Source organism: Caviibacter abscessus (genome assembly GCF_001517835.1).
Taxonomy (GTDB): domain Bacteria; phylum Fusobacteriota; class Fusobacteriia; order Fusobacteriales; family Leptotrichiaceae; genus Caviibacter; species Caviibacter abscessus.
The window spans coordinates 37,527-50,357 of sequence record NZ_LOQG01000027.1; the positions used below are offsets into that span (position 1 = coordinate 37,527).

Sequence of the window (12,831 nt, forward strand, 5' to 3'; positions counted from 1 at the left end):
AGCCCTTTTTAAATTTTTATCAATTCATTTTTAATTTTAAAAACGCTGTAATAAAGTCATCAATTTCACCATTCATTACTTTATCAACATTTCCTTCTTCAAATTTTGTTCTATGATCTTTAACAAGTTTATATGGTTGCATAACGTATGATCTTATTTGACTACCCCATTCAATTTTACTTTCAGCACCTTTAATATCCTGAATTTCTTGCTCTCTTTTTTTCATTTCTAATTCAAATAACTTAGATTTTAGAATTTTCATTGCTGTTTCTCTATTTTGTATTTGAGATCTTTCATTTTGACAAGTAACAACGATTCCTGTAGGAATATGAGTAAGTCTTACAGCAGAGTCTGTAGTATTAACATGTTGCCCTCCAGCTCCAGAAGCTCTATAAGTATCTACATTTATGTCACTCATATCAAGTTTTACATCTATATCGTTTTCAATTTCAGGTGTTACATTTACTGCTGCAAAAGAAGTATGTCTTCTAGCATTTGAATCAAAAGGAGAAATTCTTACTAAACGATGCACTCCTTTTTCGCAAGATAAATAACCATATGCGTATTCGCCTTTAACATCAAAAGTTATACTTTTTATTCCAGCTTCATCTCCATTTAATATATCAAGGACTGTAAGTTTAAATCCTTTTTTTGTAGCCCATCTTTCATACATTCTAAATAACATATTAACCCAATCACAAGCTTCTGTTCCACCAGCTCCTGCATTAATAGTCATAATGGCATTATTTATATCATATTTTCCATTTAACAAAATTTTATTGCTGTATTCTTGGCAAAGACTTGTAAACTCATTGAAACTATTTTCTAGTTCATCTACTGAAGAATTATCACCAGATTCTATAAACTCAATTAGGATTTCAATGTTTGCATAAATTTCTTTAATTTTATTAACATCATTTATATGTGATTTATGTACATTTAAATTTTTAATGACTTCAGCATTGTCCTTATTATCCCAAAATCCGTCTTTTAACATCTCTTGTTCCAACTTTTTTATTTCTTTTACTGTATTTTCTACATTAAAAGAATCAACTATATTTTCATATATTTGACTTACTTCTTTTTTTATTTCAAAAATTTCCATAAATTAATATCTCCTTAAGTGTAATTGCTATAAATAAAGCACTAAAAACTATTAATATTAGATTTTTCTTTTTATATGTTAAAAATGTAATGCAAAGTATAGAACAGCAAGCTGTAAATATATCTATTTTTGTTTTTCCAATTGATGTAAAAGCTTCAGGTAAAGCTAAGATTGTTAATATAGAAATAGGCAAAACATCAAAAAATGTATTAAGATATTTATTATTTTCCGGTACTTTAATGAATAAAGGTGCAAGTTTAAACATTATTGTAAAAATTGCAACCGATATTACGATGATATAAAAATTAAAATTATTCATTTGAAAAACCTACTTTTATTATTGTATAAATTCCTGCTCCCATTATAATTGAAAGTAAAGTAATTAACGCAGGTGGAAACATAAAATATGTAAGCCCCATCTTTATTCCTAAAGTTATAAGGACTATTATAATATATCTATAATTTAACATTAATGTAGATATAAGAAGACTTAAAAATATTGCATATAATGTAAAGTTAAGAGAACTTGCATATTTTAAGGGTATAATTTGTCCAAATAATGCTCCGATAAGTGTAAATGAACAAAAAAGAATATAACCTGCAAGTCCAAAACCAAATGTTTCATAAACATTATATATTTTTTTAATTGTTAAATATGCAATACTTTCATCAGTTAATAAAATTGTACTTAATATTTTTATGTTTCTTGATTCATTATTTTGCTTTTTTAAAATAGACATATTTATTAAAGCATAACGTATGTTTATAATAACAGCAGCTATAATAGTTTGGTAGATAGTAGCACCATTTTCAAAAAGTAGACGGATTATAATCACTTCGCTACTTCCAGCATAAACTATACAAGTCATAATAAGTATATTTAGTGGACTAATGCCATAATTTTTGGCAATTAATCCTAAAGTAAAAGCAAAAGGAAAATATGCAAGAGATAAAGGGATTCCCTTTTTAAAACCCTTTAAAATTTTCATTTAAGTTCACCCCAGTTGTCTCCAATTGAGCAATTTACTTTAAGTTTAACTAAATCAAAATGAATTGTTTCTTCCATTATTTTTTTGATTTCTTTAGAAAGTCTTTCTGCTTCATTTTTAGGAAGTTCAAATATTAGTTCATCATGGACTTGTATTAATAATTTATATCCTAATTTATGTAATTTGATCATTACCATTTTTATTATATTTGCAGCTGTTCCTTGAACAACAGTATTAATAGCCATTCTTTTACCTTGTTCGAAAATAAGTTTATTACTTGAACGTATATCATGTATGTATCTTCTTGTTCCGAATAAAGTTTTAACATATCCATTTTTTAAAGCTTCATTAACTATATTATCAAGAAATGGTGCTACTTTTGGATAACCTTGAAAATATGTATCTATGTATCTTTTAGCACTATCAATAGGTATTTTAAGTTCTTTTGACAGACCATAAGGTGTTTTACCGTAAAGTACACTAAAATTAATTGTTTTTGCGATGTTTCTTTCAAATTTTGTAATAGGTTCATTATTAAATTTTGCAAATATTTTTCTAGCAGTAAGTTCATGTAAATCCAAATCATTTTTATAAGCGTCAATTAAATGCTCATCTTTTGAAAGTTGTGCAAGAACTCTAAGTTCAATTTGAGAATAGTCAAATGAAACTAGTACATTATCTTTATCTGAAACAAAACAGTTTCTGATTTTTGTACCTTCTAATGTTCTTGTAGGAATATTTTGTAAATTTGGATTATTTGAAGAAAGTCTTCCAGTTGCTGTACCTGTTCCATTAAATATACTGTGAACTCTTGAATTTTCATCAGCAAATTTTGGAATAGGTTCAATATATGTAGATAGCAGCTTTTTATAAAATCTATATTCAAGCATTACAGTTGCTATTTCATATCCTAAGTTTGATAGATCTTCTAGTACATCAACATTTGTTGAAAATCCTGTTTTCGATTTTTTTACAAGTGGTACTCCCATTTCATATAAAACATTTCCAAGTTGTTTTGGAGAATCTATATTAAATTTTTTTTCTGCAAGTTCATATACTTTATTTTCTTTTATTTTAACTATTTCAATTAATTCTTTTTCAAAATCATTAAATTTGTCTTTATCTATTTTAATACCATTTTTTTCCATTGAATAAAGAACATTAATTAATGGTTTTTCAATTTTTTCATACGTATTCTCTGTATCAATTTTAACAAGTTTTTCTTTTAATATGTTTTCTAAATTTGATAATCCATAAGCTATTGTTGCAGCCTTTAATTTTTGTATTTCGTTTATTTGATCATCTGTTAATTTTTTTAATTCTTTTTTATCTATAATAGGAATATCTAAATTTAAATAACTTGAAAATATATTGTCAAGTTCAAGTTTTCCTTCTGTGTTTAATATATATGAAGCAATTAGTATATCAAAGAAATTATCTTTTATGGGTAATCCTAAATGCATGTATTTTTTTGCATCATATAAAACGAAATTTGCATTTGTTTCAATTTTACTAAAATCAATAACTTCAGTACTAAATAAAGTATTTGTATTTTCGATTTTAACTAAATATGTTTTTTTATCAAAGGTTGCTCCTATATAATCTTCATCAACATAAAAACTAATATTTTTAGCATTTTTCATTTTTGATATTAATTCACTAAAAGAAATCACAGTATAGCTGATTTCTAGTTGTTCAGATGCTTCATCAATTGATGAATAAAGTTTTTTTAGCTCATATCTATTGTATATTTCTTTTAAAGTTGAAACGTTTTTATTTTTTATTATTAAATCATCAAGCTCTATACCAAAGTCTAGTTTTTTATTTACATAAGCTAATTCTCTACATAAAAAAGCACTTTCTTTATCTTTTTCAAGTTTAGCTCTAACAGATGCTTTTATTTTATCTAAATTATTATAGATATTTTCAAGTGTAGAAAATTCGTCTATTAAAGGTATACCATTTGAATCACCTATTCCAAATACACCAGGTATTCCATCGGAACTATCACCTTTTAACCCAAAAAAATCAGGAATTTGTTCAGGATAAATTTTTAAATGATTTTTTACATCTGCTCTATTTTTTATTTCTATATCCTTACCTAAAAGGTGTATAGTAATATTTTCGCTATCATCAACCAATTGCTCTAAGTCTTTATCACCTGTTAGTATATGAACTTTTATATCATATTTTTTAGCAAACTCACAAAGACTTGCTATAACGTCATCAGCTTCATATCTATCGGCAGAAAAGTTATTTATTCTATATGCTTTTAAAATATCTTCAATAACTTCTATTTGATTTCTAAGTTCTATAGGCATTTCACTTCTTTTTTTCTTGTAATCTGGAAATATTTCAGTTCTTTTAAGAGTTGATCTTTTTACATCAAAAGCAGCAGCAATATGCGTAGGTTCAATTTTTTTTATATAAAGTTCTAGTTGTGTTACAAAACCTAAAATAGCACCTGTGAAAAAACCATCAGAAGTTTTTAATTTTGGCATTGCAAAATGTGATTTATATATAATAGCACTTGTGTCTAGTAGTAATAATTTATTCATTCTTGAAAGCTCCTTTAACTTTATGTTAGTTATTTAATTATTATATAATTTTTATAACATTTTAACAATACATCAAAATAAAAAAAGGGCTCTTAAAGAACCCAATTTTTACCATTCGTATCTAAATCCAACTGTTCCTTTTACATTTATGTTACCTTTTCCAAATGCATTGCTTTTATTGTAGTATATAGGAACTTGAACATCTGCAAATGCAGTAAATTGCTCTGTTTGTAAATAATCAATTCTAATAGATGGAGTTAAAGTTGCAGAAAATTTAGCTTTACCGCTGGCATCAACTTCAACATCAGCTTCAGCCTTTATTTTTGGGAATACAATTAAATTGCTATAAATTTCATATCTATATTCTCCTGAAAGTTCAGGTTTAAGATGATAAGCATTAAATTTAACTCCGCCATTTGTTTCTGATTTTGTCTCAATACTATTTATAAGAGCACCTTCAATAGTTATATTAGAAAATCCAGTATATTTAGTACCAATTTCTAAATTAAAGTCTTGTTTACCATCGCTTTTTACTAATTTATCCTCATTATTTGAGATAAAGTCTTTAAATGTAACGTCGTCATGCTTAAATTCAACATTTGTAGAAACTTTACCATAAATGTCAACATCATAACTTCTAAGACCTGTGTATAAAGTTTGGAAGTCAGCGTTAAAATATAGTGGTTTGTATAGTGCTTGACCTGTGTAATTTAAATTAGATTCAAAAACATAGTCTTCTACATAATCTGATTTTAACTTATTACTAAGTGAAATTGTACCGCTTAAGTCAACTTTAAGTTTGAATGTAGGTATAACATATTTTAAGTTTTCTGCTTCGTATGAAGCCCAAACATTACTTTCTCTTAATAAAGCAGCTTTTTCAATTTTTTCGTTTCCATTTCCAGTTGTTCCACTTGTTCCGTTTGTTGTAGTTGTAAGAACTCCACCAGATTTTATTTCCAAACCTGACTTAAATCCATAATTATTTAATTTAAATTGAGCTTTTGTTGTTGTATGAAAAATAGGTTTAAATTCATCAGTACCACTAGTTAAACCGCCAGATATTTCAAAATTTCCAGTGGTCAGTGCTGAAAAAGACAAAATAGATAATAAAGTTAAAGCTATAATATAATATTTTTTCACATTTTGCATATTTCTTCTCCTAGTTTTTATTTTATCGTATTATTATATCACGAACATTTGTTAAAATGCTATCTTTATTTTAGAGTTTTTATGTGTTAGAATAATTTAAAATGAAAGGGAGTGCGTGTATATGGATAAAATTAGTAGCATCAGACAATATATATCTGAAGAAAAACTTACAGGAGTAATAATTACAAATCCTACTAATGTATTTTATTTAACAGGTTTTTCTTGCAATCCGCATGAAAGATTATTAGCTTTGGTAATTACTGAAGATAAACTTTGTATGTTAGTTCCAGCACTTGAGTATGAAACAGCAAAATTAAATGTTACAAAAAATATACAAATTGCTTCTTATTTTGATACAGAAGATGGTTATGCAAAATTACAAGTTTTAAGTGGTAATTTAAATAACATAGGTATAGAAAAATCGCATTTAACAGTTGAAAGACTTGAAAGAATATTAGAAATATTTGATGTTAAAACTTATGAAAATATTGATAAACTAATAATTAATATGAGAAAATATAAGTCAGAAGATGAGGTTTTAAAACTAAGAGAAGCAACAAGATTAAGTGATATAGCAATAGATATAGCAAGAAAAAATTTAAAAGAAGGAATTACTGAATTAGAACTTAAATCAATCATAGAATATGAAATGAAAAAATTAGGGGTAAAATCAATGTCTTTTGAAACTATAGTTTTATTTGGTAAAAATGCGGCAAATCCTCATGGAGAAAGCGGAACAACAAAATTGCAAAAGGGAGATTTAGCGTTATTTGATTTAGGTGTGTATTATAACGGGTATGCTTCAGATGAAACAAGAACATTTAAGTTTGGAGAAGTTAGTGAAGAGGCAAATAAAATTTATGAAACAGTATTAAAAGCAAATACTGCTGCAATAAATGCTTGTAAACCTGGTATAAGATTTTGTGATTTAGATAAAATTGCAAGAGATATAATAACTGAAGCAGGATATGGACAATATTTTACTCATAGATTAGGACATGGTCTGGGTATAGATGTACATGAGTTTCCTGACGTAAGTTCTTCAACAAAAGACATACTTGAGGAAGGCATGGTATTTACAATAGAACCAGGAATATATAAGCCTGGAGTTGCAGGTGTAAGAATAGAAGATGATATTTTGATAACAAAAGATGGATGCGAGGTGCTTACTAAATATGAAAAATAGATTTACTATAGGTGATTTTTTAGAACTTGAAAAAGAAGTGGATACTAAAATTCATTATAAAGATGCTTGCGGTGCAGGAGTTATACAACTTGACAGCCAAGATGAGATAACTATAAATCAAATAAAAGACTTCTTTAAAAGAAAGAATATAGAAATTGAATTTAGTAATGACAATAAATATGTATTTACAAAATAAGATGAAATACTGCTGTAATTTTAAAGGTTATAGTAGTATTTTTTTATTTTATATTTTGTTTGTAAATTATAATATCCATTTCACTTTAATATATGTTATACTTTAAATAAATAGAAATATACATATGGAGAAAAGATTATGGAAGAAAAAATTAAATATTTACTTGATAAAATTATAGAAAATAAAGAAGATTCACTTAAAGTTGAGTACATATCTAATAAATTAAAAGAATGTATTAGAAATTTTGAAAATATTGATTTATGTAAGCAAATTATAAAACAATATAATCAAGAAGATTTAAATACGGCATTAAGACAAAGTGCAAAAGAGTATAATAAAAGGTTAAGAGAAATATTATCATTTGAACTTATATATTTTTTTATTATTATAGTTTTAGCTGTATTAGGATTTTTGTATATAAGATTTGAAAATATTGATTTAAATATGAGAGTTCTTTTTTCTATAACTTTTGTTTTAATTTATGTAATTTTTAGAAGTGGTAAAATCAAAAAGAAAGTTAAAGATAATACAAATAAAGAATTTGAGGAAAATTTAAGTAACGATTTTAGAAAGGAAATAGATGATAAATTTAATAAATAAAATTGAAAAAGAAAAAGTTATAGATCTTAATAAAGAAATTAAAAATAAAGCTTTTACAGATGATGAAATTATTGTTTTATCAACATATATTTTTAAAAATAATATATCTTTAACAAGAGAAAGTGAAGAAATTCCAAAAAGTAATGCTGAAATAGATGAGGATTTGGTGCAATTTTTTAAAAGTATAAGAAAAGGTGAGCATATATCGGATTTAGATGATCCTATTTATTTAGAGTATATAAATATAGGGATTGTGGAAGCTATAAGGAATATAAAAAGTGGATATTCAATAATTGAATTGATAAATGATTCATATCTTTATGTTGCGACATTTATTTCTAAATATTATGAACAACTTTCAAAATCTTACGATAAAAGTATGATATCTGAAATATTTAGAATATATTTAATAATAAATCTTTTAATATCACAAAAAAATATAGAAAAAGATGAATTTTCTGAGAAAATGGCAATATTACTATATTTAAAAATAAAAGAAGAGTTAGATGAAGGAAATAATTTAACAGATATTTTAAAAGATAAACAAATTGATGAGAGTTATTATGAAAGTTTAGTTGATTTATATGAAAATATTGAAATAGATGATTTGGAAGATATAACGGAATATGCTCAAGATATAGAAGATGAATATAAAACGACATATAACACATTTTTATTAACATATATTGAGGAAAATATGTTAATTTCTTATTTAGGGCTTGAGGGTAAAAAGTACAGTGAAAAGGAAATAGATGAAAGATTTAATCTTTCATTTAAGCAAAATTACATTAATATATTAAAAAAATTAAGTGAAAATATATAAAGAGGAAAGTATACAATGAATATTAAATATTACGAAGATAATCTTCAAAAAAATGAAAATTTTGGTATTAAAATTGAAGAAAAATGGGATTTAAAAGCGGATAGTTTTAATTTAGCACAGCAAAATGATAAAACAGAATTTGCAACAAAAACATTAAAATTTTTAAAAGAAAAAAATATAATACAAAATGCGAATGTACTTGATATAGGTGGAGGAAGCGGAAGATATGCTATTCCATTTGCGAAGTATGCAAAACATGTAGTTGTTACTGATATTTCACAAAATATGCTATATTTAGCTAGTGAAAATGCAAAAAAAGAAAATATTTTAAATATATCTTTTAGAAAAAGTGTATGGGACAAAGAAAATATTAATAGTTCTGAAAATGAAAAGTTTGACTTAGTTTTTGCTGCAATGTGTCCTGCTTTGAGAACGCCGCAAGGATTATATAACATGATAAAGTCGTCTAAAAAATATTGTCTTATCAATCAGTTTGTTAAAGATACTGATACTTTTGTAGAATATATTTTAAGTGAAACTGGGTTAAAAAGAGAGCATCATCCACATAATGATAGAAATATTATATATTCTACTTTTAATATTTTATGGTTGCATGGATATAATCCTGAAATAAATTATTTATATAGCAACATAACATTTGAAACAAACTTTTTCGAAATAGAGGAAAAATATAAATCTTTGCTTATAAGAATTGAAAACGAAACAAATTTTGATGTAAATAAATTAATAGAAAAATATTTAAATGTTTATTCAAATAAAATAACTACAGATGTCGTAATGGCAAATATTTTATGGGACATATAAAAAAAAGGAGTAAAAATGACAGAAAAAGAAAAAGCTGAAAAAGGGCTTTTATATGATGCTAACTACGATATAGAACTTAAAGAACATAGACATAAATGTAAAGATTTGTGTATGGAATACAATAATACTAAAACATCTGATGAAAAAAGACAAAAAGAGTTAATTAAAAGTATTGTTGGAAAAACTGGAGAAAATTTTAAAATAGAGCCTTCATTTTGGTGTGATTATGGATATAACATTGAACTTGGAGAAAATTTTTATTCTAATCATAATCTTGTTATACTTGATTGTGCAAAAGTTAGTTTTGGAGCTAATTGTTTTATAGCACCCAATTGTTCTTTTTATACAGCAAGCCATCCTATTGAAGTAGAACTTAGAAACAAAGGGCTTGAGACAGCCAAGCCTATTACAGTAGGAAATAATGTTTGGATAGGTGGAAACGTAGTTGTCTTACCAGGAGTAAGTATTGGAGATAATACTGTGATTGGAGCAGGAAGTGTTGTAACTCGTGATATTCCAAGTAATGTAGTTGCTGTAGGTAATCCTTGTAAAGTTATAAAAACAGTAAAATCTTAGGAAAATGATATGAAAAAAATATTAATAATTGTTTTAATTGGAATAATAGCTATTTTTTACGTATATATACATGCAATTGAAAAAAGATCAGTTACAAGTTTTGTTATAGAAAAATATTTTTGGATTTCTGGAGCTAAAAAATATTTTGAACCTAAAAATGATAGCGATGTGGCTAAAATACTTAAAGAAGCAGAAAGAATAAGTGATAAAAAGTATGAAAAGCCAAAATTAAAATCAAGAGTAGATGATATTTTATTTTCTAATATGCAGGTTTTAATAATAAATGATAAAAACTTAAAGTCTCAACCTACTATTTTTTATGTTCATGGAGGTTCATTTATTAATCAGCCAAATAAATATCATCTTAAATTTTTAGATGGTATTGCACAAAAATCCAATGCAAAGATACTTCTTCCAATATATACGAAAGCACCCAAATATACTTATATTGATACTTTGAAAATATTGCTTTCATTTTATGAAATAAGTTATAAAGATAATTTTATTTTAATGGGGGATTCAGCAGGTGGTGCAATATCTCTATCTTTATTACAAATATTAAAGGAAAAAGAGCATAAATTACCTAAAAAGACAATATTAATTTCACCTGTTGTTGATTTAAGTCTTGAAAATAAAGAAATAGATGCTTATGAAAAAAAAGATCCATTTTTATCTAAATTTTTACTTAAAAAAATAGGAGAGTTATGGTCTAAATCAGATGTTAAAAACCCACTAGTTAGTCCTATTTTCGGAAAATATCAAGGTATTGAAGGAATAACTATAATTACAGGAACTAATGATATTTTATATCCTGATATATTAAAATTTCATAAAAAATTAAAATCAGAAGATGTAAAGCATAACTTCATAGTTAAAGAAAAAATGAATCATGGCTATCCTTTATATCCAATACCTGAAGCAAAGAAAGCACAAAATTTGATTGTTGATGAAATAAATGGGTTGTTGCAAACAAATAAAATTTAAATAAATTTTTTTATATAAAATGCTTTAACTTATTAAAAAACTCGTAATCATATATTGGATTGCGAGTTTCTTCTTTTAATAATTTTTTTGCACAAAAAAATTAGAGCTTACATATTTATTATTATCGATATATTCATAATTTTGTAAAAAAAAGGAAGCTTGAATTTTTTCTTCCTTTTACAGAATTTATTTTTGCAACAGCTCCTATTTTTTAAAAATAAATAAATATTCATGTGCGATTAACAAAAAATTGTACTTTATACTATTAGTTTTCCAGTATCCAGTTGCTTTGCAGTTATGTTGTTCTTTTATTATTATTTCTTTTAATTTAAACCCTGAATTTTCAAATATACGCATAACATCAAAAGACATTGGTATCATATGTCCTTTTTGTCTAGTATCTCCCATAAGAATGGCACAAAATTTATCTTTTTTTAAAATTCTATAACATTCATTAGAAACAAGTTTCATTTCTTCTAAAAAATCTTTAATTTTTAAATTTGAAATATCTTCGGCTATGTTTTCGCTATATTTAATTATATTTGCATATGGTGGGTGTGTGCATATTAAATCTATAGTTTCATTTTTTATAAATGTTAAGTTTCTTGCATCACCTTTACGTATATATACTTTACCATTAGCATTTTCATATTCAAAATTTATCTTTTCCTTACATCTGGCAATAGCTAAATCATTGACATCTACCCCAATAATATTTCTATTTAGAAGTTTTGCTTCAACGAGTGTTGTGCCACCTCCTGCAAATTGATCGAGTATTAAGTCATTTTCCTTAGAATATCTGAGTATAATATTTCTAGGTATATACGGTGACCAATTTCCTCTCCATTTTGAATCGTGTGTTGCCCAATCTCCTCTTTTTGGAAAAGACCAGTGTGTAGTCATTTCTAAATTAAAATTTTCAGGTTCCCATTTTTTTATTTTTTTGTTCATTATTAATCCTTAATTAGTTTTAATATTATGTCATTTTCTAAATCATTAATATTATAAATATGTTCCATAACATCAAAAGTTTCTTCTAGATTATTTTTAGCTGTTTTCCAACCTTTGCCATCAGTAAACCAAACAAATGAAAAACCTTCTATTGTTTTAGATTCTAATGCAATATTTTTATAACTTCGTGCAGTTTCATTTAATTTACTTCCACCACTACTATAAAAATTAGTTTCAATTCCATAAATCATATTAGATGTTTTTATAACAAAATCAAAACGTTTTTCCATTTTTCCTTTATTTGAAATAGCAGAAAGATTAATATTCCATTTATTTTGAATTTGGCTAATATACATTTCTTTGAAATAATCTTTTTCTTTGACTAGTCCTGCATTTTGTATAAATTTTTCAACTAAATTTTCCATTAAATGTCCGCCACGATTTTTTCTGCCGTTAGAATCAAGACCTGTTTCAATACCCGTAACATAATCTATTAAATTATTTCTAATATGATTTTGAAGTAAATCAAATAATCCGGTTTCTTTCATAAAGTATAAATATAAATTAATATCGTCTTTTTCTTTAAAATTAAAAGTATGCCCACCTTTTTCATCTTGACAATAAATTTCATCAGATCGAACTGCTAATAAAATAGGTATACATTTTAAAATTTCAGGATATTTTTTTACTAAATTTTTGAAATCCTTTTCAATATTTTTAGAACCAATAAGCGTATTTAAAATACTTAATTCAATTTTTATATTTTCTATATTTTTATAAACTTTTTTAAAATCTATGTAATAATTATAGCTGGCTATACTTTCTTTAAAATTTGATAACCAATCATTAAAATTCCTATGTATCATTTATAACCTCTTAAAAATTA

At 25.3% G+C, this 12,831-nt stretch carries 14 protein-coding genes; 7 read left to right on the forward strand and 7 right to left on the reverse strand.

Annotated elements, in window-relative coordinates; all coding sequences use genetic code 11:
- Positions 1-19: 19 nt before the first annotated feature.
- From prfB to AWT63_RS03545, 5 genes are all read right to left on the reverse strand, one after another.
- A complete protein-coding gene (gene prfB, locus AWT63_RS03525; RefSeq protein WP_068268443.1) occupies positions 20-1,105 on the reverse strand; it encodes a peptide chain release factor 2 in 1,086 nt (361 codons plus the stop codon).
- Positions 1,092-1,424, reverse strand: coding sequence for an AzlD domain-containing protein (locus AWT63_RS03530; RefSeq protein ID WP_068268444.1), 333 nt, complete (start codon positions 1,422-1,424; stop codon positions 1,092-1,094). The genes prfB and AWT63_RS03530 overlap by 14 nt, the downstream gene beginning before the upstream one ends.
- A complete protein-coding gene (locus AWT63_RS03535) occupies positions 1,417-2,094 on the reverse strand; it encodes an AzlC family ABC transporter permease (RefSeq protein ID WP_068268445.1) in 678 nt (225 codons plus the stop codon). The genes AWT63_RS03530 and AWT63_RS03535 overlap by 8 nt, the downstream gene beginning before the upstream one ends.
- A complete protein-coding gene (gene polA / locus AWT63_RS03540) occupies positions 2,091-4,652 on the reverse strand; it encodes a DNA polymerase I (RefSeq protein WP_068268446.1) in 2,562 nt (853 codons plus the stop codon). Before polA ends, AWT63_RS03535 begins: the two co-directional genes overlap by 4 nt.
- Before the next feature lie 108 nt (positions 4,653-4,760).
- Positions 4,761-5,804, reverse strand: a complete 1,044-nt coding sequence (locus AWT63_RS03545) for a hypothetical protein (protein WP_068268447.1) — start codon at positions 5,802-5,804, stop codon at positions 4,761-4,763.
- A gap of 121 nt (positions 5,805-5,925) precedes the next feature.
- On the opposite strand from AWT63_RS03545, the gene AWT63_RS03550 reads away from it, so the two are divergent.
- The 7 genes from AWT63_RS03550 (at position 5,926) to AWT63_RS03580 (ending at position 10,994) form a co-directional block, all read left to right on the forward strand.
- Entirely contained in the window at positions 5,926-6,990 is a 1,065-nt protein-coding gene (locus AWT63_RS03550; protein ID WP_068268448.1) for a M24 family metallopeptidase, read from the forward strand.
- Positions 6,980-7,186: an RDAC family protein gene (locus tag AWT63_RS03555; protein ID WP_068268449.1), complete on the forward strand. Its 207-nt coding sequence runs from the start codon at positions 6,980-6,982 to the stop codon at positions 7,184-7,186. Before AWT63_RS03550 ends, AWT63_RS03555 begins: the two co-directional genes overlap by 11 nt.
- 138 nt (positions 7,187-7,324) lie before the next feature.
- Positions 7,325-7,786, forward strand: coding sequence for a hypothetical protein (locus tag AWT63_RS03560; protein WP_068268450.1), 462 nt, complete (start codon positions 7,325-7,327; stop codon positions 7,784-7,786).
- Entirely contained in the window at positions 7,767-8,609 is an 843-nt protein-coding gene (locus tag AWT63_RS03565; protein WP_068268451.1) for a hypothetical protein, read from the forward strand. Before AWT63_RS03560 ends, AWT63_RS03565 begins: the two co-directional genes overlap by 20 nt.
- Positions 8,610-8,624: 15 nt before the next feature.
- Positions 8,625-9,434 carry a class I SAM-dependent methyltransferase gene (locus tag AWT63_RS03570; protein WP_068268452.1) on the forward strand — a complete coding sequence of 270 codons (810 nt, stop codon included), beginning with the start codon at positions 8,625-8,627 and terminating at the stop codon, positions 9,432-9,434.
- Positions 9,435-9,449: 15 nt separating this feature from the next.
- Positions 9,450-10,010, forward strand: coding sequence for a sugar O-acetyltransferase (locus tag AWT63_RS06525; protein WP_068268453.1), 561 nt, complete (start codon positions 9,450-9,452; stop codon positions 10,008-10,010).
- A 9-nt stretch (positions 10,011-10,019) separates the two neighbouring features.
- Positions 10,020-10,994, forward strand: coding sequence for an alpha/beta hydrolase fold domain-containing protein (locus tag AWT63_RS03580; RefSeq protein WP_068268454.1), 975 nt, complete (start codon positions 10,020-10,022; stop codon positions 10,992-10,994).
- A 204-nt stretch (positions 10,995-11,198) separates the two neighbouring features.
- On the opposite strand, the gene AWT63_RS03585 is transcribed toward AWT63_RS03580, so the two are convergent.
- Together AWT63_RS03585 and AWT63_RS03590 are read right to left on the reverse strand one after the other, a co-directional pair.
- Positions 11,199-11,945, reverse strand: coding sequence for a TRM11 family SAM-dependent methyltransferase (locus AWT63_RS03585; protein WP_068268455.1), 747 nt, complete (start codon positions 11,943-11,945; stop codon positions 11,199-11,201).
- Positions 11,946-11,947: 2 nt separating this feature from the next.
- Positions 11,948-12,811: a type II restriction endonuclease gene (locus AWT63_RS03590; protein WP_068268456.1), complete on the reverse strand. Its 864-nt coding sequence runs from the start codon at positions 12,809-12,811 to the stop codon at positions 11,948-11,950.
- Positions 12,812-12,831 lie beyond the last annotated feature (20 nt).